21 protein-coding genes are annotated in these 25,908 nt (G+C 59.4%); all 21 read left to right on the top strand.

The annotated features are described in order from the left end of the window. Positions 1–181: 181 nt before the first annotated feature. The 21 genes from KVG85_RS25960 to fliT all read left to right on the top strand — a co-directional run bounded on the left by KVG85_RS25960 (position 182) and on the right by fliT (position 25,761). Positions 182–5,110: a beta strand repeat-containing protein gene (locus KVG85_RS25960; protein ID WP_225926666.1), complete on the top strand. Its 4,929-nt coding sequence runs from the start codon at positions 182–184 to the stop codon at positions 5,108–5,110. A 284-nt stretch (positions 5,111–5,394) separates the two neighbouring features. After that, a complete protein-coding gene (rfbF, locus tag KVG85_RS12695) occupies positions 5,395–6,168 on the top strand; it encodes a glucose-1-phosphate cytidylyltransferase (protein WP_207808727.1) in 774 nt (257 codons plus the stop codon). Continuing rightward, entirely contained in the window at positions 6,150–7,232 is a 1,083-nt protein-coding gene (gene rfbG / locus KVG85_RS12690; RefSeq protein WP_217864019.1) for a CDP-glucose 4,6-dehydratase, read from the top strand. The genes rfbF and rfbG overlap by 19 nt, the downstream gene beginning before the upstream one ends. Then, positions 7,229–7,789, top strand: coding sequence for a dTDP-4-dehydrorhamnose 3,5-epimerase family protein (locus KVG85_RS12685; RefSeq protein WP_217864018.1), 561 nt, complete (start codon positions 7,229–7,231; stop codon positions 7,787–7,789). The genes rfbG and KVG85_RS12685 overlap by 4 nt, the downstream gene beginning before the upstream one ends. Continuing rightward, positions 7,786–9,012 (top strand): class I SAM-dependent methyltransferase, encoded by a 1,227-nt coding sequence (locus KVG85_RS12680; protein ID WP_217864017.1) that lies wholly within the window; start codon positions 7,786–7,788, stop codon positions 9,010–9,012. The genes KVG85_RS12685 and KVG85_RS12680 overlap by 4 nt, the downstream gene beginning before the upstream one ends. Beyond that, positions 9,009–9,866, top strand: a complete 858-nt coding sequence (locus KVG85_RS12675) for an NAD-dependent epimerase/dehydratase family protein (RefSeq protein WP_217864016.1) — start codon at positions 9,009–9,011, stop codon at positions 9,864–9,866. Before KVG85_RS12680 ends, KVG85_RS12675 begins: the two co-directional genes overlap by 4 nt. A 63-nt stretch (positions 9,867–9,929) precedes the next feature. Further along, entirely contained in the window at positions 9,930–10,664 is a 735-nt protein-coding gene (locus KVG85_RS12670) for a cephalosporin hydroxylase family protein (protein ID WP_207808714.1), read from the top strand. Between the two features lie 51 nt (positions 10,665–10,715). Continuing rightward, a complete protein-coding gene (locus KVG85_RS12665; protein WP_217864015.1) occupies positions 10,716–13,631 on the top strand; it encodes a glycosyltransferase family 2 protein in 2,916 nt (971 codons plus the stop codon). A 23-nt stretch (positions 13,632–13,654) separates the two neighbouring features. Then, entirely contained in the window at positions 13,655–14,656 is a 1,002-nt protein-coding gene (gene pseB / locus KVG85_RS12660) for a UDP-N-acetylglucosamine 4,6-dehydratase (inverting) (RefSeq protein ID WP_042607517.1), read from the top strand. After that, entirely contained in the window at positions 14,653–15,816 is a 1,164-nt protein-coding gene (gene pseC / locus KVG85_RS12655) for a UDP-4-amino-4,6-dideoxy-N-acetyl-beta-L-altrosamine transaminase (protein WP_217864014.1), read from the top strand. The genes pseB and pseC overlap by 4 nt, the downstream gene beginning before the upstream one ends. Positions 15,817–15,822: 6 nt before the next feature. Further along, positions 15,823–16,518 (top strand): pseudaminic acid cytidylyltransferase, encoded by a 696-nt coding sequence (gene pseF, locus KVG85_RS12650; protein WP_217864013.1) that lies wholly within the window; start codon positions 15,823–15,825, stop codon positions 16,516–16,518. Further along, positions 16,515–18,020 carry a UDP-2,4-diacetamido-2,4,6-trideoxy-beta-L-altropyranose hydrolase gene (gene pseG, locus KVG85_RS12645; RefSeq protein ID WP_217864012.1) on the top strand — a complete coding sequence of 502 codons (1,506 nt, stop codon included), beginning with the start codon at positions 16,515–16,517 and terminating at the stop codon, positions 18,018–18,020. Before pseF ends, pseG begins: the two co-directional genes overlap by 4 nt. Next, a complete protein-coding gene (gene pseI, locus KVG85_RS12640) occupies positions 18,013–19,065 on the top strand; it encodes a pseudaminic acid synthase (RefSeq protein ID WP_217864011.1) in 1,053 nt (350 codons plus the stop codon). Before pseG ends, pseI begins: the two co-directional genes overlap by 8 nt. Before the next feature lie 227 nt (positions 19,066–19,292). Continuing rightward, positions 19,293–20,219 carry a ketoacyl-ACP synthase III gene (locus tag KVG85_RS12635; protein ID WP_122880892.1) on the top strand — a complete coding sequence of 309 codons (927 nt, stop codon included), beginning with the start codon at positions 19,293–19,295 and terminating at the stop codon, positions 20,217–20,219. A gap of 87 nt (positions 20,220–20,306) precedes the next feature. Further along, positions 20,307–21,596, top strand: coding sequence for a motility associated factor glycosyltransferase family protein (locus KVG85_RS12630; RefSeq protein WP_217864010.1), 1,290 nt, complete (start codon positions 20,307–20,309; stop codon positions 21,594–21,596). Then, positions 21,593–21,859, top strand: coding sequence for a hypothetical protein (locus KVG85_RS12625; protein ID WP_217864009.1), 267 nt, complete (start codon positions 21,593–21,595; stop codon positions 21,857–21,859). The genes KVG85_RS12630 and KVG85_RS12625 overlap by 4 nt, the downstream gene beginning before the upstream one ends. A 242-nt stretch (positions 21,860–22,101) precedes the next feature. Further along, a complete protein-coding gene (locus KVG85_RS12620; RefSeq protein ID WP_071171432.1) occupies positions 22,102–22,953 on the top strand; it encodes a flagellin domain-containing protein in 852 nt (283 codons plus the stop codon). A gap of 72 nt (positions 22,954–23,025) precedes the next feature. Continuing rightward, on the top strand, positions 23,026–23,382 hold the full coding sequence (locus tag KVG85_RS12615; RefSeq protein ID WP_207808694.1) for a flagellar protein FlaG: 357 nt from the start codon (positions 23,026–23,028) through the stop codon (positions 23,380–23,382). A gap of 82 nt (positions 23,383–23,464) precedes the next feature. Beyond that, positions 23,465–24,925 (top strand): flagellar filament capping protein FliD, encoded by a 1,461-nt coding sequence (gene fliD, locus KVG85_RS12610; RefSeq protein ID WP_207808692.1) that lies wholly within the window; start codon positions 23,465–23,467, stop codon positions 24,923–24,925. Between the two features lie 129 nt (positions 24,926–25,054). After that, positions 25,055–25,453 carry a flagellar export chaperone FliS gene (gene fliS / locus KVG85_RS12605; RefSeq protein WP_071171435.1) on the top strand — a complete coding sequence of 133 codons (399 nt, stop codon included), beginning with the start codon at positions 25,055–25,057 and terminating at the stop codon, positions 25,451–25,453. An 11-nt stretch (positions 25,454–25,464) separates the two neighbouring features. Then, positions 25,465–25,761 carry a flagellar protein FliT gene (gene fliT / locus KVG85_RS12600; RefSeq protein ID WP_071171436.1) on the top strand — a complete coding sequence of 99 codons (297 nt, stop codon included), beginning with the start codon at positions 25,465–25,467 and terminating at the stop codon, positions 25,759–25,761. Positions 25,762–25,908: the final 147 nt, after the last annotated feature.

Genomic DNA, 25,908 nt, shown 5'->3' with positions numbered 1-25,908 from the left:
CGCCTGTTTTTTTGTTTGTAGCTTGTTCAGTGCCTTCTCTGGAAAGAATTTTTGGCCACGGCTAAAGCTGTAATCATTTGCTGTCGATATTTACCTAATCGTCTGTCTTCAACGTTCGCTGCGATGACCTGTGATCACCACACGAACCTGTACCGATTCACAACAAGGCAAGGAAGAATAAATGGCGGTCATAAACGGAACAAACGGCGCGGATACGCTGGTAGGTACGAGTGGTGATGATGAGATCATCGGATGGGCGGGCAATGATCTGATAATGGGCGGAGCCGGTGCAGACAAGATCGATGGGGGGGCGAATTTAGATACTGTTGATTACTCGGCATCTGCCGCCGGGATCAACGTCGACATTCGTTACAACACCCCAGGTCGTGCAGGCATCGGCGGCGACTCCGAAGGCGATACGCTGATCAACATCGAGAAGGTGATCGGCTCTGCTTTCAACGACACCTTCAGCATCGATACCCTGACGGCGACCTTCGAAGGCGGTGCCGGGGACGACGTTTACATCATCAACGGTCTCGGTGGCACGGTCATCGAGCAGGCCGGCGGTGGCAATGATGAAGTGCGCACCAACTATTATTCGCAGTCGTTGGGTGCCAACGTCGAACGCCTGACTTACACCGGTACCACAGCGTTTACCGGCTACGGCAATGCGATCGACAACATCATCACCGGCGGCATCGGTAATGACACGCTGTTCGGTGGCGGCGGCGCGGATCAATTCATCGGCGGTGCGGGTGTCGACACGGCGGGTTACACCGACAGTACTGTCGGCGTCACCGTCAACCTGAAAACCGGCGTCCACACGGGGATTGCCACCGGTGACACCTTTACCGACATCGAAGGTATTCGTGGCTCCAACTTCAACGACACCTTCGTCGCCGATGGCCGCGCGATTGCCTTCGATGGTTCTGTCGGGAACATGGATGCGGTGGACTATTCGACTTCCGCCGCCGGAATCAACGTCGACATTCGTTACAACACCCCAGGTCGTGCAGGCATCGGAGGCGACTCCGAAGGCGATACGCTGATCAACATCGAGAAGGTGATCGGCTCTGCTTTCAACGACACCTTCAGCATCGATACCCTGACGGCGACCTTCGAAGGCGGTGCCGGGGACGACGTTTACATCATCAACGGTCTCGGTGGCACGGTCATCGAACAGGCCGGCGGTGGCAATGATGAAGTGCGCACCAACTATTATTCGCAGTCGTTGGGTGCCAACGTCGAACGCCTGACTTACACCGGTACCACAGCGTTTACCGGCTACGGCAATGCGATCGACAACATCATCACCGGCGGCATCGGTAATGACACGCTGTTCGGTGGCGGCGGCGCGGATCAATTCATCGGCGGTGCGGGTGTCGACACGGCGGGTTACACCGACAGTACTGTCGGCGTCACCGTCAACCTGAAAACCGGCGTCCACACGGGGATTGCCACCGGTGACACCTTTACCGACATCGAAGGTATTCGTGGCTCCAACTTCAACGACACCTTCGTCGCCGATGGCCGCGCGATTGCCTTCGATGGTTCTGTCGGGAACATGGATGCGGTGGACTATTCGACTTCCGCCGCCGGAATCAACGTCGACATTCGTTACAACACCCCAGGTCGTGCAGGCATCGGAGGCGACTCCGAAGGCGATACGCTGATCAACATCGAGAAGGTGATCGGCTCTGCTTTCAACGACACCTTCAGCATCGATACCCTGACGGCGACCTTCGAAGGCGGTGCCGGGGACGACGTTTACATCATCAACGGTCTCGGTGGCACGGTCATCGAACAGGCCGGCGGTGGCAATGATGAAGTGCGCACCAACTATTATTCGCAGTCGTTGGGTGCCAACGTCGAACGCCTGACTTACACCGGTACCACAGCGTTTACCGGCTACGGCAATGCGATCGACAACATCATCACCGGCGGCATCGGTAATGACACGCTGTTCGGTGGCGGCGGCGCGGATCAATTCATCGGCGGTGCGGGTGTCGACACGGCGGGTTACACCGACAGTACTGTCGGCGTCACCGTCAACCTGAAAACCGGCGTCCACACGGGGATTGCCACCGGTGACACCTTTACCGACATCGAAGGTATTCGTGGCTCCAACTTCAACGACACCTTCGTCGCCGATGGCCGCGCGATTGCCTTCGATGGTTCTGTCGGGAACATGGATGCGGTGGACTATTCGACTTCCGCCGCCGGAATCAACGTCGACATTCGTTACAACACCCCAGGTCGTGCAGGCATCGGAGGCGACTCCGAAGGCGATACGCTGATCAACATCGAGAAGGTGATCGGCTCTGCTTTCAACGACACCTTCAGCATCGATACCCTGACGGCGACCTTCGAAGGCGGTGCCGGGGACGACGTTTACATCATCAACGGTCTCGGTGGCACGGTCATCGAACAGGCCGGCGGTGGCAATGATGAAGTGCGCACCAACTATTATTCGCAGTCGTTGGGTGCCAACGTCGAACGCCTGACTTACACCGGTACCACAGCGTTTACCGGCTACGGCAATGCGATCGACAACATCATCACCGGCGGCATCGGTAATGACACGCTGTTCGGTGGCGGCGGCGCGGATCAATTCATCGGCGGTGCGGGTGTCGACACGGCGGGTTACACCGACAGTACTGTCGGCGTCACCGTCAACCTGAAAACCGGCGTCCACACGGGGATTGCCACCGGTGACACCTTTACCGACATCGAAGGTATTCGTGGCTCCAATTTCAACGACACCTTCGTCGCCGATGGCCGCGCGATTGCCTTCGATGGCTCTGTCGGGAACATGGATGCGGTGGACTATTCGACTTCCGCCGCCGGAATCAACGTCGACATTCGTTACAACACCCCAGGTCGTGCAGGCATCGGAGGCGATTCCGAAGGCGATACGCTGATCAACATCGAGAAGGTGATCGGCTCTGCTTTCAACGACACGTTCACCCTCGATAATCTTACGGCCACCTTCGAAGGTGGCGCGGGTGACGATGTGTACTTCCTCAATGGTGTTGGCGGCACGGTGGTCGAGCAGGCTGGAGGGGGCAATGACGAGGTTCGGACCACCTACGGTCAGCTCAGTCTGAACGCCAATGTAGAACGCTTGACCTATACCGGCACTAGTGCGTTCATCGGATACGGCAATGCGATCGACAACATCATCACCGGCGGCATCGGTAATGACACGCTGTTCGGTGGCGGCGGTGCCGACCAGTTCTTCGGCGGTGCGGGCTTCGATACGGTGGGCTACACCGACAGCGCGGTGGCAGTGACTGTTAACCTGAAAACCGGCGTTAATAGCGGCATTGCGACTGGCGATACCTTCAACGACATCGAAGGTGTTCGCGGTTCCAACTACAACGATATCTTCGTCGCCGATGGCCGCGCCATTGCCTTCGATGGCTCTGTCGGGAACATGGATACGGTTGACTATTCGACTTCCGCCGCGGGGATCAACGTCGAGATTCGCTACAACACTCCAGGCCGCGCAGGCGTGGGTGGCGACTCCGAAGGCGATACCCTGATCAACATCGAGAAGGTCATCGGTTCCGCTTTCAACGACACGTTCACCATTGACCTGATGACGGCCACCTTCGAAGGCGGTGCGGGTGACGACGTGTACTTCCTCAATGGCGCCGGCGGCACGGTGGTCGAGCAGTCCGGCGGGGGTATTGACGAGGTGCGGACCACTTACGGTCAGATCGCACTGAGTGCCAACGTCGAACGCCTGACCTACACCGGCACCGGTGCGTTCACCGGATACGGCAACGCCATCGACAACATCATTACGGGTGGGGCGGGTAATGACGTGTTGTTCGGCGGTGGTGGAGCCGACCAGTTTATCGGCGGCGCCGGGATCGACACCGTGGGCTATGCGGACAGCACGGTAGCGGTCAATATCAACCTCAAGACAGGCGTGCATTCGGGGATCGCGGCGGGGGACACCTACGTCAGCATCGAGGGCCTGCGTGGCACCGGTTTCAACGATACTTTCATTGCATCCAGTGCGGCCATGGCGTTCGATGGCCTGCTGGGCCAGGACGTGGTCAGCTACGAGCAGTCCGAAAGCGCCGTGACCATTGACCTGAAAACCAACGCCAACAGCGGCGACGCGGCGGGAGACACCTTCGCCGGCATTGAGATCTATCAGGGCAGTAGCTTTGACGACACGCTGTCCGGCTCGGCCAGCACCGATATCTTCATTGGTGGTAGTGGTGCCGACAGGATCGACGGGCGAGAAGGGTATGACAGTGCCTGGTACATCACCAGTGCGTCAGGGGTAAACATCAATCTGACGACCAACCTCAATCTGGGCGGAGATGCTCAAGGTGATGTCTTGCTCAATATCGAGCGAGTAGTCGGCAGTCACTTCGATGACACCATTTCAGCCAGCGCAACCGGAAACCTTCTCGAGGGTGGGCTGGGCAATGATGTGCTGTATGGCGGTAATGGCGGTGACACCCTGTATGGCGGGCTGGTCTCCGCCGTCGGACCGTTCAACCTGATCGGCATTTCCCTTGGACCGCAAGCAGACATGCTGTTTGGCGGCTACGGTGACGACTACATCTACAGTGCTGCGGACGACACCGGCACCCTGGCCTTCGGAGAGGCGGGGCGAGACACGATCATTGTTGCTTCAGGCAAGGCAGAGGGTGGCGAGGGTAACGACACGCTCACGGGCACGGGCAATAATTTTGTCCTGCTGGGCGGGACGGGCGATGACTCACTGACGCTCGGGATAAAAAATGCTTACCCTTGGCAAATGAGCTCTGGTGGCTTTGCCAATGGGGGGGCGGGTGACGACACCTACATCGTCAACACCGCCCAGTTGGTGACCATCCGTGACGATGGGCTAAGTCTCAATGACACGCTGAAACTGAACAACATTCAGTCGGCCCAGTCATTGCAACTCGCACGGGTGGGTGATGACCTATACCTCAATGACGGTTATTACCCTGTGTCTGACCCCACCGCCCAGGGGGTAAAGCTGCAAGACTGGTTCGCGGGTGGCAACACCATCGAACACTTCATAGCGGCCAACGGTGATGTTCTGCCACTCAATGGTGATGGGTTTGCCATGTTTGGCTGATTTGACCGATTGCCGTAATTAACGGTTTTCGCAGCCTGTAACGAAGGGGGCCCGATCCAGTGGATCGGGCCCCCTTTTTTCATGGCAGCGCGTAAACGCAACTAATAGAGCTGGTATACGGTGCGCGCGAGCTGGCGCGTTTCCTGCAAGCTCCCCTCAAATCGCCATAAAACGAGCGCTAGCGGTCACTGCACCGGCGCCCCGTCCGGCAAAAGGTAGAGGCAGTTGGCCCGCAACGCTCAAGAAAGCCATGCGCAGCCCGGTGAAGAAAGAGAGGGGAGACGATGAAGGCAGTAATTTTGGCGGGTGGCCTCGGCACGCGCATCAGCGAAGAATCGCACCTCAAGCCCAAGCCGATGATCGAGATCGGCGGCAAGCCAATTCTCTGGCACATCATGAAGCAGTATTCCGCTCACGGGATCCACGACTTCGTCATCTGCCTGGGCTACAAGGGCTACGCGATCAAGGACTTCTTCGCCAACTATTTCCTGCACACCTCCGACGTCACTTTCAACATGCGTGAAAACCGCATGGACGTACATCAGAACTACAGCGAGCCGTGGAGCGTGACCCTCATCGACACCGGCGAGGAGACCATGACCGGTGGCCGCCTCTTGCGTGCCGGCCGTTACCTCAAGGATGAAGACGCGTTCTGCTTCACCTACGGCGACGGCGTTTCCGATTTGAACATCCGTGAATTGGTCGATTACCACAAGGGCCATGGTCGCCTGGCGACGGTCACTGCCGTGCAGCCACCGGGGCGCTACGGTGCACTTGAGCGTCAAGGCGATCAGGTCCTCGGCTTCACTGAAAAACCCCGTGGCGACGGCGGCTGGATCAATGGCGGCTTCTTCGTCCTGTCGCCGAAAGTCTTGCCCTACATCGCTGGCGATGAAACCACCTGGGAAGCCGAGCCGTTGGCGCGTCTGGCCCGCGAAGAGCAATTGAAAGCGTTTGAACACGACGGCTTCTGGCAACCGATGGACACGCTGCGCGACAAGAACCATCTCGAAGCGCTGTGGCAGAGCGGGGAGGCCCCATGGAAGCAATGGGCTTGAATGCGGATTTCTGGCGTGGCAAACGCGTGCTGGTCACCGGACACACCGGTTTCAAGGGCAGTTGGCTGACCCTGTGGCTGCAAAGCCTTGGTGCGCAAGTCAGCGGTTTTTCTCTGGACCCATCGACCGAACCGAGCCTGTTCGAACTGGCGCGGGTCAGCGAGGGCATCAACGATCAGCGCGGTGACTTGCGTGACCTCGGCGCCTTGCTGGAAATCATCGCCGAGACCGAGCCTGAAATCGTCCTGCATCTGGCGGCGCAGCCCTTGGTGCGCGAAGGCTATCGCGATCCGCTCGGCACCTATTCAAGCAATGTCATGGGTACGCTGAACCTGCTCGAAGCGATTCGTCAGGTTGGCGGCGTGCGCGCCTGCGTACTGGTGACCACCGACAAGGTTTACGCCAACAAGGAATGGTTGTGGCCGTACCGCGAAGACGAAGCCCTCGGTGGTCACGATCCATACAGCAGCAGCAAGGCCTGCTGCGAATTGCTCGCGCAGTCCTATGCCGCGTCGTTTTTCCCGGCGGACAAACATGCCGAACACGGTCTGGCCCTGGCGACCGCACGCGCCGGCAATGTGCTGGGCGGTGGTGATTTTGCGCCGGAGCGACTGATCCCCGACGTACTGAAAGCCTGGACTGCCGACGAGCCGGTAACCCTGCGTTACCCTCAAGCGGTGCGCCCGTGGCAGCACGCGCTGGAGCCGCTGGCCGGATATCTGCAATTGGCTGCCGCGCTGTACGAATACGGCCCGGAATATGCTGGCGCGTGGAACTTCGGCCCCGGCGAGGCAGACATGTGCAGCGTCGGTGAAGTGGTTGAACTACTTGCCAATCGCTGGCCGCAAGCCCGTGGTCTGCGCATCGAACCGAGTGAACTGCACGAAGCCGGTCTGCTGCGTCTGGACAGCAGTCGCGCGCGGCAGGTACTCGGCTGGCAGCCGCGCTGGTCGTTGCAGGCGTGCCTGGCGCAGACCCTGGATTGGCACTTGGCGTGGCAGAACGGCGATGACATGCGCGCCGTAACTCTGGGCCAATTGAATCTGTACCGAGGCGCGCTGTGAGCGAGTTTTCCCTGCAAGCGTTGCCATTGGCCGGTCTGTTCTGCGTTCAGCACAAGCGCTTCGAAGATCAGCGCGGGCACTTCGCCCGGTTGTTCTGCGAAGGCAGCCTGAGTGCGTTCGGCAGCGCTTTCCACATCCGCCAGATCAACCATTCCTGCACCCGCGAGAAGGGCAGTGTACGTGGCCTGCATTATCAGGATGCCAACGCCCCGGAAGCCAAACTGATCACGTGCCTGCGCGGTGAAGTCTGGGATGTCGCGGTGGATCTGCGTCCTGACTCGGAAACCTTTTTGCACTGGCACGCCGAGCGCTTGAAGGCGGGCGATGGCCGCAGCCTGTTGATTCCGGCCGGTTTCGCTCATGGCTTTCAGACGCTCACCGACGACGCCGAATTGCTCTATCTGCACAGCGCCGATTACGCGCCGGAACACGAGGGCGGCTTGTTGGTAAACGATCCGCGGCTGGCGATTGCCTGGCCGTTGCCTGTCAATAATTTGTCAGCGCGTGATTCCAGCCATCCCGCGCTCGATCAACACTTTGCTGGAGTGCGTCTATGAACTGCCGTGGGTGCGCCGCACCGCTGAGCCTGCCGCTGATCGACCTCGGCACTTCGCCGCCGTCCAACGCCTACGTGCACGCCGATCGCCTGGAACAGGCCGAGCAATGGGTCCCGCTGAAAGTCGCGGTGTGCGAGCAATGCTGGCTGGTCCAGACTGAGGACTACACCAGTGCCGACAGACTTTTCGACGCCGAATATGCCTATTTCAGCTCGTTCTCCAGCACCTGGCTGAATCACGCCGAGCGCTATGTCGCCGAGATGAGCGAGCGCTTCGGTCTCAGCGCCGACAGCCGCGTGGTCGAAATCGCCGCCAATGATGGTTACCTGCTGCAATACGTCGCCGCGCGCGGCATCCCGTGCCTGGGTGTCGAGCCGACCCGCAGCACCGCGCAAGCGGCACGGGAAAAAGGCCTGGAGATTCGTGAGCTGTTCTTCGGCCGCGACACCGCCACGCAATTGCGCAGCGAAGGCTGGAGCGCCGACCTGATGGCGGCCAACAACGTGCTTGCCCATGTGCCGGACATCAACGATTTCCTCGCCGGCTTCGCGACGTTGCTCAAGCCGACCGGAGTCGCCACCTTCGAGTTTCCGCAACTGCTGACGCTGATGGCTGGCGCGCAGTTCGACACGCTGTATCACGAACACTATTCCTACCTGTCGCTGACCGCCGTGCAGACCTTGTGCGAGCGCAATGGCCTGGAAGTGTTTGACGTCAGGCAGTTGAGCACTCACGGTGGCTCGTTGCGCGTTTTCGTGCAACGCAAGGACGGCCAGCGCCGTGCTGTTCTTCCGGCAGTCCAGCAACAACTGCAGACCGAACTCGTTGCCGGGGTGAAAACCGCCGAGTACTACGCGACCCTCGCGCCGGCTGCCGAACGCATCAAACATGACCTGCTGCGCTTCCTGTTGCAGGCCAAAGCCGACGGTAAACGTGTGGTCGGATACGGGGCGGCGGCCAAGGGCAATACCTTGCTCAACTACGCCGGCGTCAAAGCGGATCTGCTGGCCTGGGTGGCCGATGCCAATCCGCACAAGCAGGGCAAATTCTTGCCGGGCAGCCGCATTCCGATCGTGGCGCCGGCGCAGATCGAAATCGACAAACCGGACTACGTACTGGTGCTGCCGTGGAACCTGCTGCAAGAAGTCAGTCAGCAACTGGCGCAGGTGCGTCAGTGGGACGGGCGCTTCGTCATCGCCGTGCCTGAGTTGAAAGTGCTGTGAAGGTTCTGGTTACCGGCGCTACCGGTTTCGTCGGTCGGCATCTGGTTGCTGCATTGCTTGAACGCGGCTGCGAAATTCGCGCGGTAGCTCGCAACGCAGAAACGGCGCGAAGCATGCCGTGGATCGACGACGTCGAGTTCGTCAGCGCGGATATTCACGCTGCCGATCTGAATGTCGTCGCGCTGAGCGAAGGCATCGACGCACTTGCGCATCTGGCCTGGCCCGGCCTGCCGAACTATCGGGCGCTGTTTCATTTCGAGCACAACCTGATGGCCGATTACCGCTTTATCAAAAGTGCGGTCGAGGCGGGCGTGCAGCAGGTTCTGGTTACCGGTACCTGTTTCGAATACGGCATGCAGAGCGGCCCGCTCAGCGAGTCAACCGAGCCACGGCCGAGCAATCCTTACGGTCTGGCCAAGCACACGCTGCACTTGTTTTTGCAGAACCTGCAGCAGGAGCGGTCGTTCACTCTGCAGTGGGCGCGGTTGTTCTACCTGCACGGCGAAGGGCAGAACCCCAACAGTCTGTTGGCCGCGCTGGACCGGGCGATCGATAGCGGTGAGCCGACCTTCAACATGTCGGCCGGTGAGCAGTTGCGCGATTTCCTCGCAATTGAAACCGCTGCGAGTCATCTCGCCGCGATCCTCCATCAGCGCGACTTCGCTGGCGTAGTCAACTGCGCCAGCGGTCAACCGGTGTCGGTGCGTGCGCTGGTCGAACAGCGCTTGCATGAGCGTGGCGCAACGCTGGATTTGAACCTCGGCCACTATCCCTATCCGACCCACGAGCCCATGGCGTTCTGGGCTGTGGTGGAGCGGTTACAACAATTACTCGAGGCGCAGCGCAGCGACTGATGCGCCTGCCGCGAAGGCCTTTTGGCCATGTGCAAACCCAATGAATTTTCAGTGAGACCAACAATGAGCGATAACCTGATCAAAGCCTTCGAAGCAGAGTGCCAGGCTGAAGTGGTTGCCCAAGGCCGGAACCAGGAACTCAAGGCGCTGGCCCAGCAGTTCTATAACGAGTCGGCCAAGCACAAGTACACCTATCACTTTTCGTGGATGGGTCGCCCGATCATTCAATTGCCGCAAGACATGATGGCGATGCAGGAACTGATCTGGCGGATCAAGCCGGACCTGGTGATCGAGTGCGGTATCGCTCATGGCGGTTCGATCATTTACTACGCTTCATTGCTGGAGCTGCAGGGTCATGGCGAAGTGCTCGGCATTGATCGCGATATCCGCGCGCACAACCGTGAGGCCATCGAAAGCCATCCGATGATCAAGCGCATCAGCATGATCGAAGGCTCCAGCCTTGACCCGGCGGTGGTCGAGCAGGTGCGTCAGGCGGCTGCTGGCAAGAAGGTCATCGTGGTGCTCGACTCCAACCATACCCACGAACACGTCCTGGAAGAGTTGCGTCTCTACGCACCATTGGTGTCGGTGGACAGCTATTGCGTGGTCATGGACACCGTCGTCGAGGACATGCCGGCCGATGCTTTCCCGGATCGTCCGTGGGGCCCGGGTGACAACCCGAAGACTGCGGTGTGGGCTTATCTCAAGGAAAACGCTGATTTTGAAATCGATCAGCAGATGCAGGACAAGTTGCTGATCACCGTTGCTTCGGACGGTTATCTGCGTCGGGTTCGTTGACAGTTTTTCATTACAGTGTTTTCGCACGGTTTGATCGCGGCAGGAGAAGTTATGCAAGGCAAGTACGGTTCTGAAAACACGCTGCCATTGAGCGAGTTGCTGACAGTGGTACTGATCACCCACAACCGCCCGGCTTTTTTGCGCCGAGCGCTGCAGTACTACAGCAGCCTGCCTTGCAAGGTGCTGGTGCTGGATTCTTCCCCCGAGCGCCCGGAAGGTGATTTTTCGGCGGTCGATTATCAGCACTTGCCGCAATTTGCCTACTGGGGCATGCAGGCCAAACTGACTTACGGCGTTGCGCAGTTGACCACGCCGTACATGGTGTTTGCCGCCGACGACGACTTCATCCTGCATGAGTCGCTGGCCGAATCGGTCAGGTTCCTCGAAGCGAACCGTGACTACGGCCTGTGCCACGGTTACTGCCTGATGTACCTGGCGCTGGCGGGAAGCGTCAGCTACTACCGTCGCGACAAGAAGATCTGTGAAGACTACGCATCCGAGCGCGCCGAGGATCGCGTCCTCGATTTCATGCATCAGTACGTACCGCCGTTTTACGGCGTGTGCCGTACTTCGATCATTCAGGACTGGTACGCCGCTTTGCCGGCAGGCACCAGCTTCGAATGGCAGGAAATCGGCCACACCTATTATCTGCTGGCAAACGCCAAGGCGCGGATCCTGCCGATCCCGTATGTCGTGCGCGAGATCAACATCGGCTTCTCTGACCACAACACCGAGGTCTATCACGCACTGTCCTATACCGATGCCAAGTCGGTGGCCGAGCGGGAAGCCTTCGCAGAATTCCTTGCGTCCTTGCCGACCGCCATCACCGATCTCGATCAGGCGCAGCGCAAGGCATTTGCCCTGAAAAGCTTCGAGGCCATGACCGACAGTCTGGTCTCTGGGCGAGCGTTGACGACCGAGCTGATTTTCGAGTCGACCTGGAACAACTTCACCAAGGCACCTGAACGCAAATTCGGCCCACGGCAATACGTCGAGATGCCGTTTTACAACCAGCACTTCTTCGACTTGCTGACCCAGTTCGAATTCCTCTTGCATGCGATGCCCGCCGGGCGTATTCAGCTTGAGAAGCTTGAAGGCGTCTGGACCCGGCAGGAGTATCTGCTGCAGGCGCGTAATAACGACACCCCTGAAAGTGTCACCGACCGGCTGTGGCAAGCTCATGACAGCAACGCGTTCAACCGTCACGTGGTCAAGCGTCTGGCCGAGCAACTTCAGCTGGTTGGCGAGGAAGTGCCTGCACAGGAAATGCTCGAGTGGGACGCGCGTCTTGAAGCCGTGTCGAACCTTGAACACTACCCGCTCTTCCGCAAGATGCGCTCGGGGCGTTTGCTCGATTGGCTGGCGGCGCGCAAGCCTGACGCCGAACAGGCTGGGTCAATTGCTGCGCGTCTGGCCGCCAGCAACGGCGGACCGCAATTCGGTATTTTCCTGCTTGACCTGGATGACAGTATCGAGAAGCTGCAAATCACGCTCGACAGCCTTGTCGAAGGGATCAGCAAAGCTTTCAAGATTGTAGTCTTCACCACGGGTGAGCCGCAGACCGCGACTACCGCGCAAAACACCTTGCATTTTGTTCGGGTTACCCCGGGCAATCTTGTCGACAAGCTCAACCAGAGCGCTGCGCAGTCGCCTTGCGACTGGTTGCTGCTGGCGAACGTGGGCGACGAATTCACTCCGGCCGGCCTGGCCCGTGCGGGTCTGGAACTGATGGCGGCCAGCGGTGTTCGCGCAGTAGCGACTGATGAAATTCAGCGCACTGCCGAAGGAGCGCTGGTCGACGTGTTCCGCCCCGGTTTCAACCTTGATCTGCTGCAAAGCGTGCCATCGCTGATGGCGCGGCACTGGCTGATCCGTCGCGAAGTGTTGCTTGAAGCGGGTGGCTATCAGGCCGACTTCAGCAAAGCGCTGGAATTCGATCTGTTGCTGCGCATCATCGAACAGGGCGGCCTCGACGGTCTGGCGCACCTCGACGAGCCGCTGCTGATCACCGAGCAGGCGCCTCTGGAAGAAAACGCCCATGAGCGTCTGGCGCTGCTGCGTCACTTGGGCAATCGCGGTTACAAGGCCAAGGTCACCTCGGCGCTGCCGGGCACCTGGCAGATCGATTATCGCCATACCGAACAACCGCTGGTGTCGATCATTGTGCCGGTCATTGATGATCTGCCGGCACTGCGTCGCTGCCTCGAAGGCGTGCTGCTGCGCACCCGTTACAGCCGCTACGAAGTGCTGCTGGCCGCCAACGCCAACCAGTCGGCAGCGGTCAACGACTGGCTGGGCACGCTGCGCCACGCCAAGGTCAACGTACTGCGTGCCGATCAGCCACTCGGCGAAGTCGCGTTGTACAACGCCGCCAGCGAGCAGGCGCAGGGTGAATACCTGGTGCTGCTGGCCGCCGACAGCGAAGTGGTCAACCCGAACTGGATCGATTCGCTGCTCAACCATGCCCAGCGTCCTGAAGTCGGCATCGTCGGCGCCAAACTGGTCGATCGTGATGGCAAGGTTGCTCAGGCCGGTCTGATTCTCGGCCTCAACGATGGCGTCGGTTCGCCCTTCATCGGCGAGAAACACAAGGCTGAGGGTTACATGCAGCGTCTGGCTGTCGAGCAGAATTACTCGGCGGTGTCCAAGGTGTGCCTGATGATTGGCAAGGACATGTTCAATGCACTTGGCGGCCTGGACGAGATGACCTTCGCTGCGGGCTATGCCGATGTCGATCTGTGCCTCAAGGCCGGACAGGCCGGTTACCTCACCGTGTGGACGCCACTGGTGCAGGTGCTGCACACCGGCGAGCTGCCACAGGCGCCAGCGGCATTGGCGGCACTGCGTGAAAAGTGGCCGGATGCTTTCGCGCAGGACCCGGCGTACAACGCCAACCTGGCCCTGAGTGGCAAAGGTTTCACTCTTGGCGAAAACGCCTCGATCAATTGGGCGCAGTTGCTCGCCTGAGCAGGCCGGACAGGAACCACCACATGTTCAACGGACAATCGATTTTCATCTCCGGCGGCACCGGCTCGTTCGGGCGCAACTTCATCCGCCGGCTGCTCGAGCAATACCAGCCCAAGCGCGTAGTGGTGTTCTCCCGCGACGAGCTGAAACAGTACGAGATGCAGCAGACGTTCAACGCGCCGTGCATGCGTTATTTCATCGGTGACGTGCGTGACGCCGAGCGCTTGCGTCAGGCCATGCGCGGCATCGATTACGTCGTCCATGCTGCGGCGTTGAAGCAGGTGCCGGCGGCGGAATACAACCCGACTGAATGCATCCGCACCAACGTCAATGGCGCGGAGAACATCATCGCCGCCGCCATCGACAATGGCGTGAAGAAAGTCGTCGCGCTGTCCACCGACAAAGCGGCCAGCCCGATCAATCTGTACGGCGCGACCAAGTTGCTTTCGGACAAACTGTTCGTCGCAGCCAACAATATTGCCGGCGAGCAGCAGACCCGTTTCGCCGTGGTGCGCTACGGCAACGTCGCCGGCTCGCGTGGTTCGGTGGTGCCGTTCTTCAGCAAGCTGATCGCTGAAGGCGCGCAAGAATTGCCGATCACCGACGAGCGCATGACGCGGTTCTGGATCACGCTCGACCACGGCGTGCAGTTCGTCCTCGACAGCTTCGCCCGCATGCATGGCGGCGAAGTGTTCGTGCCGAAGATCCCGTCGATCCGTATCGTCGATCTGGCGCGCGGCATGGCTGAGCATCTGCCGCACAAGAACGTCGGCATTCGTCCCGGCGAGAAACTGCACGAACTGATGGTGCCGCTGGACGATGCGCGCATGACCCTTGAATTTGACGACCACTACACGATTCAGCCGTCGATTCGTTTTACCAGCGTCGACGTCGATTTCGCCGTCGATAAACTCGGTGAACGTGGCCGTGCGGTGGGCGAGGATTTCGAGTATCGCTCGGACACCAACCCGCATTTCCTTTCGGTGGGGCAGATCGCCGATCTGCACGCGAAGCTGTCGGTATGATTCCTTACGGTCGGCAGAGCCTCGATCAGGCGGACATCGATGCGGTGGTCGAGGTGCTGCAATCGGACTGGCTGACCCAGGGGCCGACCATCGAACGCTTCGAGCAGGCCATGGCTGAGCGCTGTCAGGCCGATTTCGGCGTGGCGGTGTGCAATGCCACGGCGGCGCTGCACATTGCTTGTCTGGCCGCTGACCTGGGGCCGGGCGATCGCTTGTGGACCTCGCCGAATACGTTTCTGGCTTCAGCCAATTGCGGGCGTTATTGCGGCGCTGATGTTGATTTCGTCGACATCGATCCGCTGACCTGGAACCTCGATGCGTTCGCGCTTGAAGCGAAGCTCGAACAGGCCGAACGCGACGGCACGCTGCCCAAAGTCCTCGTCGCCGTCGCGTTCTCCGGGCAGAGCTGCGATCTGCGCAAGATTGCCGACTTGGCGGTGCGCTATAACTTCACCGTGATCGAAGACGCCTCGCACGCGGTGGGCGCGAGCTACGCCGGCCGCCCGGTCGGTTGTGGCGAATTTGCGGCAATGACGGTGTTCAGTTTTCACCCGGTGAAAATCATCACCAGCGCCGAAGGCGGCATGGTCCTGACCAATCGCCCGGCGCTGGCCGAACGTCTGCGACGCCTGCGCAGCCACGGCATGACCCGCGATCCCGAGCACATGACCGAGCCCAGCCACGGGCCATGGTATTACCAGCAAGTCGAGCTGGGCTTCAATTACCGGATTACCGATCTGCAAGCGGCGCTGGGTCTGTCACAACTGCGCAAGCTCGACGAATTTGTCGCACGGCGCCGCGAACTCGCAGCGCGTTACGATCAGTTGCTCGCGTACCTGCCGCTGACCTTGCCGAGTGCGCAGCCGGAGGCGGAATCAGCGTGGCACCTTTATGTGGTGCGCTTGCAGAGCGAGCGCTGCAATCTCAGTCATCGCCAGGTGTTCGAAGGTTTGCGCGCCGCCGGCATTGGCGTAAATCTGCACTATATTCCGGTGCATCTGCAGCCGTACTATCGCGAGCGGGGGTTTGCCGAGGGCGATTTCCCCGAGGCCGAGCGCTATTACGCCGAGGCGATCAGCTTGCCGCTGTTCCCTTTGCTCAGCGAAGCACAACAGGATCAGGTGGTCGAGCAACTGCGTCGGCTGCTGCTTGAGGAGTAAGGCACCGTGAGCTGCGTCGCGATCATCCCCGCCCGTGGTGGCAGCAAGCGCATCCCGCGCAAGAATCTCAAACCGTTCGACGGCGTACCGATGATCGTCCGCTCGATTCGCACGGCGCTGGAGTCAGGGCTGTTCGAGAGCGTTGTGGTCAGCACCGACGATGCGGAAATTGCCGACGTCGCGCGGGCGAATGGCGCCGAGGTGCCGTTCATGCGACCGGCCGTTCTGGCGGATGATTTCACCGGCACTGCTGCGGTGATTGCCCATGCCTTGCAGCAACTACCGGTGTTCGATTACGCCTGCTGCGTGTATGCGACAGCGCCGTTGTTGCAGGCGCGTTATCTGCGTCAGGGTCTGGATTTGCTCAAGCAGCATCCGCACAAGGCGTTTGCCTTTTCGGTGTGCGGCTTCGGTTTCCCGGTGCAGCGCGCACTGACCCTCAACGAGGAGGGCGCCCTGATGTCGCTTTATCCGGAATTTCGCGCCACCCGTTCGCAGGATCTACCCGAAGCGTTTCAGGATGCCGGGCAGTTTTACTGGGGTCGCAGCGAAGCGTGGTTGCGTGGCGAGACGCTGTTCTCGCCAGCCAGCCTGCCGGTGATCCTGCCGCGCCATCTGGTGCAGGACATCGACACGCCCGAAGACTGGCAGCGCGCCGAATATCTGTACGCCGCACTCAGAGCCGGCGGAGAACTGCCATGAGAGTGCTGATCCGCGCCGACGCGTCGCCAACCATCGGCAGCGGCCATATTGCCCGCTGTCTGACCCTGGCCCGGGTGCTGCGCGGGCAGGGCAGTCATGTTGCGTTTGCCTGTCGGCGGTTGCCGGGGCATCGACTGGAAGCCTTGAATGCCGAAGGCTTCGAGACCTTCGCGTTACCCGAGCGCTATCGTGATGAAGACCCGCTGCAGGCTATCGAATCGATGTTGCCGTGGCAGTTCGATATTGATGCACTGGGCCTGCTGCTGGACGGGCAGGCACCGTTCGACTGGATCATCGTCGACCATTACGGCCTTGATCATCACTGGCAAACTGCCGCTCGGCGCTGGGCGCATCGAATCGCCGCCGTGGATGATCTGGCCACGCGGCGCTACAGCGTCGATCTGCTGCTCAATCAGAACCTCTCAGGCTTGAGTGAAAACTACGCGCCGCTGCTGCCGCCAGGCTGTCGCACCTTGCTCGGCCCGCGCTACGCCTTGTTGCGCGAAGAATTCAACTGCGATGCCATCGAGATCAAACCGAAGGCGCGCCGGGTGCTGGTGAATTTTGGCGGTTTCGACGCGGCGAGGCAGACTCATCACGCGATGCTGGCGCTGGCTGATTTCACTGAGTTGCAGGTTGATTTCGTCGCGGGCGCCGACAACCCGGCGTGGGCGCAGATGCAGGCCTTGGCCGAGACACGGCCGAACTGGCGCCTGCACAGTTTCGTCAGCGATTTCCATCAGCGCATGACTGAAGCCGATCTGTTTATCGGTGCTGGCGGCGGCACCAGTTGGGAGCGCGCGGCGCTGGGTTTGCCGACCATCTGCATCGCCGTGGCGAACAATCAGCAGGCCAACGGTGAAGTCATGGCGGCGGCCGGCGCGCATGTGTTCATGGGCGCCCGCGAGCAGGTCAGCGTCGAGCAGTTGCGTGATGCGGTCGGCTTCGTCGTGAACAATCATTTTCTACGCCGCAGCCTTGCCGAGCGCTCGCGGCAACTGGTCGACGGGCGCGGTGCCGAGCGTGTGGCGGCGGCGCTGGCCGGTGCGGTGCTCAAGCTGCGCCCGGCAACGCTGGACGATGCGCAGTTGCTGTTCGAGGGGCGCAACGCCGAAGCGGTACGGCGCTGGTCGCTGGAAACCGGCGTTATCGATTGGGCGCAACATCTCAACTGGCTGACGGCGAGTCTGCGCAATCCGCAGCGGCTGCTGCTGATTGCCGAGGCGGATGACGGCGCGGTCGGGGTGCTGCGCTACGACTTGCGCGGGTTCGAAGCCGAAGTCTCGATTTATCTGCTGGAGGTGCGTTTCGGCCTCGGTTGGGGCAGAGCACTGCTAAGCCGTGGCGAAGGGTTTGTCGCTGCGCACTGGCCGCAATTGACGTGCATTACTGCGCGAGTCATGCCCGCCAATCAGTCCTCATTGAAAGTCTTCCGCGACGCCGGGTTCATCCAGGAAACCTGTGCGTTCAGCCGTGTTTTGAAGGATCACCCGCATGTCTAGTTTCAAGATTGGCCACCACACCATCGGTGCCGATGCACCGCCGTTCATCATTGCCGAAATGAGCGGCAACCATAACCAGTCCCTCGACGTCGCTCTGCAAATCGTCGAGGCGGCGGCCAAGGCCGGGGCGCATGCCTTGAAGCTGCAAACCTACACCGCCGAAACCATGACCCTGGATTTGGCTGAAGGTGAATTCTTCATCAAGGATCCGGGCAGTCTGTGGGCCGGGACTTCACTCTACGATCTCTACGAAAAAGCCCACACGCCGTGGGAGTGGCACGCGCCGATTTTTGCTCGGGCCAAGGAGTTGGGAATGCTCGCGTTCTCGACGCCGTTCGATGACAGCGCGGTGGATTTTCTCGAAAGCCTTGAAGTGCCGGCGTACAAGATTGCCAGTTTTGAAAACACCGATCTGCCGCTGATCCGCCGTGTCGCGGCTACGGGCAAACCGCTGATCATCTCCACCGGCATGGCCAGCATCGCCGAATTGGACGAAACCGTGCGTGCCGCGCGCGAGGCCGGGTGCAAGGATCTGGTCTTGCTCAAGTGCACCAGCACTTATCCGGCCACGCCACTCAACAGCAATGTGCGCACGATCCCGCATCTGCGCGAGCTGTTTGGCTGCGAGGTCGGGCTGTCGGACCACTCGATGGGCGTTGGCGTGTCGGTGGCAGCGGTGGCGCTGGGCGCGACCGTGGTGGAAAAACACTTCACCCTTGATCGTTCGGCCGGTGGCGTGGACGCAAGTTTCTCCCTGGAGCCTGCCGAGCTGGCCAGTCTGGTCGTCGAAACCGAACGTGCCTGGCAGGCGATGGGGCATGTTCAGTACGGTCCGACCGAGGCTGAGCGCAAGTCGCTGGTCTATCGCCGTTCGCTGTACGTCACCGCTGACATGGCTGCCGGTGAGGCCTTTACCGGGGACAATCTGCGTGCCATTCGCCCCGGTCTCGGTCTGCCGCCCAAGCACACCGATGCCGTTCTCGGACGCCGTGCGCGCACCGCGATCAAGCGCGGTACGCCGCTGGACTGGTCGCTGGTCGAATAGGCCAATCTGCCATCGATTCGGCAAAATAGCGTGACCTGCGAGTCATAACGCGCATCTTCACTGTATTGTATTGACCGGGGAGATGGCGCCTGGGCCGTTTTGCGGTTCCAGTGATAGCCCTTTGCGCTTCCCGTGGCTGCCCGTTGTGGCGGCCGTTTTCTGTTTGTCGGCGCCCCTCGAATCCTTGCGAGCGGTGGTTTTGGGCTGTTTTTTATTGGGAAGCCGTAATGATTGGCATAAAAAGCATTGCGAGCTACGTTCCTGTAGCCGGCGTGGACAATTACGCACAAGGTGCAAAATTCGAGAAGGATGAAGAATTCATCCTGGGCAAGATCGGTTCGGCGTTCCTGCCGCGCAAAGACGCTGAGCAGGAAACCTCCGATCTGTGCGTGGAAGCGGCCAATGCGCTGTTTGCCAGCCATCCTGAACTGAAGCGTGAATCGATCGACGCCTTGATTGTCGTCACCCAGAACGGTGATGAAGAAGGCCTGCCGCACACCGCAGCAATCGTCCAGGACAAGCTCGGCCTGCCGACCAATGTTGCAGCGTTCGACATTTCTCTGGGCTGCTCCGGTTACGTCTACGGCATCTACGCGATCAAGGGCTTCATGGAAGCCGCCGGCCTGAAGAACGGCCTGCTGATCACTGCTGACCCGTACTCGAAAATCGTTGACCCGGAAGACCGCAACACCACCATGCTGTTTGGCGATGCCGCCACCGCTACGTGGATGGGCGAAAACCCGACCTGGGCGCTGGGCAAGGCCAAGTTCGGCACCGACGGTTCCGGCGCACCGCATTTGAAAGTGAGCAACGGCGTGTTCTTCATGAATGGTCGTCAGGTGTTCAACTTCGCTCTGCTGAAAGTCCCGGCGCACTTGCACGAGTTGCTCGACGATTCCAACCTCAAGGCCGATGACATCGATGCATTCTGCATTCACCAGGGCAGTGCGGCGATTGTCGACGCCGTGGCGCGACGCTTCGAAGGCGAGCCGGAGAAGTTCATCAAGGACATGGTCGAAACCGGCAACACCGTGTCGTCGAGCATTCCGCTGCTGTTGGAAAAACACGTCCTTGACTCTGACTGGCAGCGCGTTGCGCTGAGCGGTTTTGGTGTCGGTCTGTCGTGGGGCTCGGCGATCATCTATCGTCCGTAAGCTGCAGCAAAAACCACTGATACAAAAATAGCGTTCAAGGTTAACCTTGAACGCTATTTTTTTGCCCGAGAAGGAGCGCGAGGCGCCATGAGCGAGTTTTTCCAAGCCAATGCCGAGGTGTTGCAAGGGCGCTGGCCGGCGCTGTTCGAGCGATTGATGGCAGAAGACAGCGCATCGGTGCAGGCTGAACTCGTGCAAGGGCTGGGCTCGACGCTGAGCGTTGACGGCATTCAGCTCACCAGTCGCCATGATCGTCTGCACGAGGCGCAGATCCAGGCGGCGAGCCTGCCGGCGAAACCGCATCTGCACGTCTATGGCACTGGCCTCGGCGACTTGCCCGGCGTGCTTCTTGAACGTGCGGGGCTTGAGCGCCTGTACGTGCACATTCTCAACGGCGCCCTGTTCGCGCTGGTGCTGCAACTGCTCGATCAGCGCCAGTGGCTGGAAGATCCTCGGGTCGAGCTGTTTTACGCCGGTGATCACCCGGACTTCTTCACGCCATTTTTTGCCTTGCCCGCCGAGATGTTATTGGCCGATGACTTCAACGCGAAGATCCGCGACCGGCTGATCAATGAAGTGCACCTGACATTCAATAACCGCGATTTCGATCCGCAGTCGTCAGAAATCCAGCAACGCTTGCAGGAATGTCTGCCGGTGTTGCTTGGCGATGACGATGTCGCGCAGCTGTTTGGCAGTTGCGCTGGACGTGAAATCTTCGTGATCGCCACCGGACCAACGCTGGAGCAGCATTTCGAACGTCTGGCGGCGATTCGTCAGCTTGCTGAGCGGCCGTTGTTCATCTGTGTTGATACCGCTTATCGGCCGTTGCGCGAACATGGCATCGTGCCTGATCTGGTGGTGAGCATCGATCAGCGCATCGGCTTTCGGCATCTGCCCTTCGAGGCATCGGACGGCATTACGCTGGTGTACCTGCCGATGAGCGACCCGCAGGTATTGAAGGCATGGAAGGGCAAGCGCTATGGCGGCTATTCGGCCAGCCCGATCTATGCCGAGCTGAAAGATCAGTATCCACGCGGCGAGCTGCACGTCGGCGGCAGCGTGATTCATCCGGCGGTGGATCTCGCGGTGAAAATGGGTGCGAGTCGAATCACTCTGTTCGGCGCTGACTTCGCCTTCCCGATGAACAAGACCCATGCTGGTTGGGGCGATGGTGATCTGGGCCCGCCGCTGGCCCAGGCGCGGCACTGGGTGCGCGATGGCCATGGTCAGCGCGTCAGTACCCAGCTGAATTTTCGCGGTTATCTGTGTGTGCTTGAGCGTTATATCGCCGCGCATCCGCAGGTCGAGTTTCTCAACAGCAGCCGCGCCGGTGCGCTGATCGCCGGTACCGCTTTCAATCCGGAGTTCGTGCAATGAGTGCGCTGAATCACAGTCAGGATCAGTGTCGCCAATGCGCTGCATTGTTTCGTCTGGGGCGTGACATAGAAGCGGCGTTGACCATGGTCGATGTGTTCGAACAGGCCCAGCAATGTCTGTCGTCTGCCCCACTAGAGATCCAGCAGGCGTGGGCTCAGGTGCTCATGCAAATGCTCGATTGCCAGGAGCGCCAGGACTGGTTGGGGCTGGCTGACTATATGGAATACGAGCTGGTTGAATTGCTGGAAAATGCCGGGCGCTGAGCCGCTGCGCAGCACTGGCCCGCGGCTTCGCGTTACAGGCGGTTTTATGACGTCATTTTTTCGCGCTTGATGTGCTGCTAAGTCTTTGTTTTCTCGGGGGTGGCGTGGTGATGGCAAAATTTTTTCAAAAAGCCCTCAAGCAACCTGCAAACCCGACGATAACTATTACGAAGGTTCTCTAGGCCATACCCGGCGGTTGCCAGGGCCGGAAGCCGCAGTACCCAACCAACGAGGAATTCGTCATGGCTTTAACAGTAAACACCAACACCACATCGTTGAACGTTCAGAAAAACCTGAACCGCGCTTCCGACGCTCTGTCCACCTCGATGCAGCGCCTGTCTTCCGGCCTGAAAATCAACAGCGCCAAAGACGACGCCGCTGGCCTGCAGATCTCCACTCGTATGCAATCGCAAATCCGTGGTGGCAACCAGGCTATCCAGAACGCCAACGACGGTATCTCCGTTGCCCAGACCGCTGAAGGCGCTCTGCAAGCTACCACCGACATCCTGCAGCGTATGCGTGAGCTGGCTGTTAAAGCACGTACCGGCACCAACGGCACTGCTGACCAGAAAGCAACCAACCTTGAATTCGCCGACATGTCCGACGAAATCAGCCGTATCGCAGCTTCGACCAACCTGAACGGCAAAAACCTGCTGGACGGTTCGGCTGGTACTGTGACTCTGCAAGTTGGCGCAAACACCGGTACTGCCAACCACATCGACCTGGTACTGAGCTCCAAGTTCGACGCCGTCAGCCTGTCCGTGGACAAAGCTACCCTGGCTCTGACCGGTACCGACGCCGCTACTGCTGGCACCAACATTGACGCTGCTATCACTGCAATCGACGCTGCTATCGCTGCGATCGGTGATACCCGTGCCAGCCTGGGTGCTTCGCAGAACCGTCTGACCAGCACCATCTCCAACCTGCAGAACATCGTTGAGAACACCACCGCTGCACAGGGTCGTGTACAAGACACCGACTTCGCCGCTGAAACTGCTAACCTGACCAAGCAGCAAACTCTGCAGCAAGCTTCCACTTCGGTTCTGGCTCAAGCCAACCAACTGCCTTCCGCTGTACTGAAGCTGCTTCAGTAATTCGGAATGAGTTTGAGCGGGGGAGTGCGCTGGTCGTGCTCTCTCGCTTTTTTACGTTAGGAGGTGATGAGCATGGACATGAGCGTCAAGCTTAACCTGTCTTATCCGGCTCCCAAGCCAGTCACGTCGGTTGCTGAAAAACCGTCGGAAACGCCCGAGGTGGCCAAGGTTCAAGCGCCGGTCGCTGCCAAGAGTCGGGATTCGGACGACACCAAGTTGAAATTGGCAGTGCAGGAGATCGAGAAGTTCGTTCAATCGATCAAGCGCAATCTGGAATTCTCTATCGACGAGCATTCCGGCAAAGTCATCGTCAAGGTGATTGCAAGCGAGACGGGTGAGATCGTGCGACAGATTCCCTCCGCAGAAGCCCTCAAGCTGGCAGACAGCCTCGCCAATGCAAGCCACGTGCTGTTCGACGCCAAAGTCTGATAGCTGGCATGAATAGTGTTTGTTCGTTCTCAGGACGCCTGTAGCGGTCAAAAGAATGGCAACAATCTGAAGGGAGATGCACATGGCAAGTCCAATTCTACCGGGTTCCGGACTGGGTTCCGGCCTGGACATCGGTGCGATCGTCACTGCCTTGGTCAATGCCGACAAGGCGCCGAAGCAGACGCAGATCGACACTGCGACCAAAGCCAACACGCTGAAGATTTCCGGTATAGGGTCGCTGAAAAGCGCGCTGACCGCTTTCCAGACAGCGATGAGCAATCTTGGCAACAAAACCAACCCGGCCTTCGCCGGTTTCACCGCTTCAGCGAATAACACGACGCTGACCGCTACCTCCGATAGCACCGCGGTTTCGGGCAGTTACAGCGTCGTTGTCAGTCAGCTGGCTACGGGTTCGAAAGTCGCCAGCGCATCTTTCGCCGGCGGTGCCGCCAGTGCCATTCCGAGTGGTACCCTGAAAATCAGTCAGAATGGCACTGATTACAACGTCGATATTCCGGCGAACTCCACCTTGCAAACCACGCGCGACGCGATCAACAAGGCACAGGGCGCCAACGGTATCTCAGCCAACATCGTGACCGACAGCACCGGCGCTTCGCGCTTGGTCATCAGCTCGAGCAAGACTGGCGAAGGCTCCGACCTCACCGTCAGCGGCATTGCCGGTCTGGAAATCGATGGCACCAAGCCGATGGGTGCAAGTCCGGCAGCAGGGGCTTCGGGTGCGGTCAACGGTGTCGCACAAAACGCTCAGCTGACCATTGACGGCTTGCAGGTCAGCAGCAAGAGCAACACGGTGACCGGTGCTATCAGTGGCTTGACGCTGAACTTGACGACAGTCAGCCCTGTAACGGGCAATGTTGCGACTCCGACTATTGTCGGCGTGGACGCTAACACCAAGGGCCTGCAAACATCGATTCAAGCGTTTGTCGATGCATTCAACACGCTGAAAAACACCATTGATACGCTGTCCAAGGCGACGCCGGACGCAGATGGCAAGCTGACAGTGCAGGCGGCGTTCACGGGCGACGCCATGCCGCGCGCGCTGCTTGCCAATGTTCGAGCGGAATTGACTGCGCCAGGCGCCGGTGGTCCTTTGGCGGTGCTGTCGCAGTTGGGTGTCATGACCGACCGCAACACCGGTAACCTGACGTTTGACTCCAATGCGTTCAACAAAACGATGGCCCAGCCAGGCATGACCGGTCAGGTTCAACAGTTGTTTACCGGTACTGACGACACCAATGGTCTGTTGGCGCGCATGAGCAAGGCGGTGGATCCGTACCTCAAGCCACCGGCGGATGACAAGCTTGGTACCGGCTTGCTCGACCAGCGTATGGCCATTCTGAACAAGAACACGCGCAACCTGACCAATCAGCAATTGGCTTTGGACTTGCGTGTCGCCAACTTGACGAAGACGTTGACCGCCAAGTACAACGCCATGGACTTGCTGGTCGGCCAGATGAAAGCAACAGCCAGCAACATCACGTCGTTCTTCAGCACGCTGAACGCTCAGCAATCTGCGAAGTAACGAGCAGGGACGACAAAAACCCGGCTACGCTTTATCGGCGTGTGCCGGGTTTTTGTCTTTTGATCTAAAGTTATGCGATTCGTTGGCGATACACTGCTTATACGAGTCATTGTGGCAATGAGGTAGAACATGAATCCAATGTTAGCCCTTCGGCAGTACCAGAAAGTCGGCGCTCACGCACAGACTTCCGAAGCAAGCCCGCATCGTCTGGTGCAAATGCTGATGGAAGGTGGTCTGGAGCGTATCGCTCAGGCCAAAGGCGCCATCGAACGCAAGGACATCCCGGCCAAGTGCACGGCGATCAGCAAGGCTGTCGGCATCATTGGCGGCTTGTGTGAGGGTCTGGATCTGGAAAACAGCGCCGATTCAGTAGGCGAGCTCAACCAGCTGTACATCTACATGATGAAGCGGCTGGCTGAAGCCAACGTCAAGAGCGATCCGAAGATTCTTGATGAGGTAGCCGGCCTGCTGACAACGGTCAAAGAAGGCTGGGACGCCATCGCGCCTGTGCCGGCTCCGCAGTTCTGAAGGAGATCACCATGAGTCTTGTATTGCAGCGAATAACCGATACCCGTGAAGCGTTGGTCGGTGCCTTGGCCGAGCGAAACTGGGAAGCCATCGGCGAGCTGGATCTGGCTTGCCGTTCCTGCATGGAAGACGTCATGGCGGAAGCTTCGATGGATGAAGTTGCGCTACGCGACAACCTTGAGGAGTTGCTTCATGTCTACAAAGAGCTTCTTGAGGTGGCCATGGGCGAGCGGCAGGCGATAGCCAACGAGATGTCGCAGATCACCCAAGCGCAAAAGGCTGCAAAGGTTTACCATCTGTTTGGTTGATTAACCGTCAGTTGAACCAGAGATGTGCGCCATAAATTTGACTGTGCACGGTTTTTTGACTTAACTAGTGGCTATTATCAGGTTTAGGGCGTCTACAGGCACATGGTGTCCTGCAAGCGTCTCGCTTGCCTTATTTTTCGGGCATTG

The organism is Pseudomonas triticicola, from assembly GCF_019145375.1.
GTDB classification, from domain to species: domain Bacteria; phylum Pseudomonadota; class Gammaproteobacteria; order Pseudomonadales; family Pseudomonadaceae; genus Aquipseudomonas; species Aquipseudomonas triticicola.
Note: the sequence above shows the minus strand (reverse complement) of the source record. Positions and strands in the feature narration are given on the sequence as shown.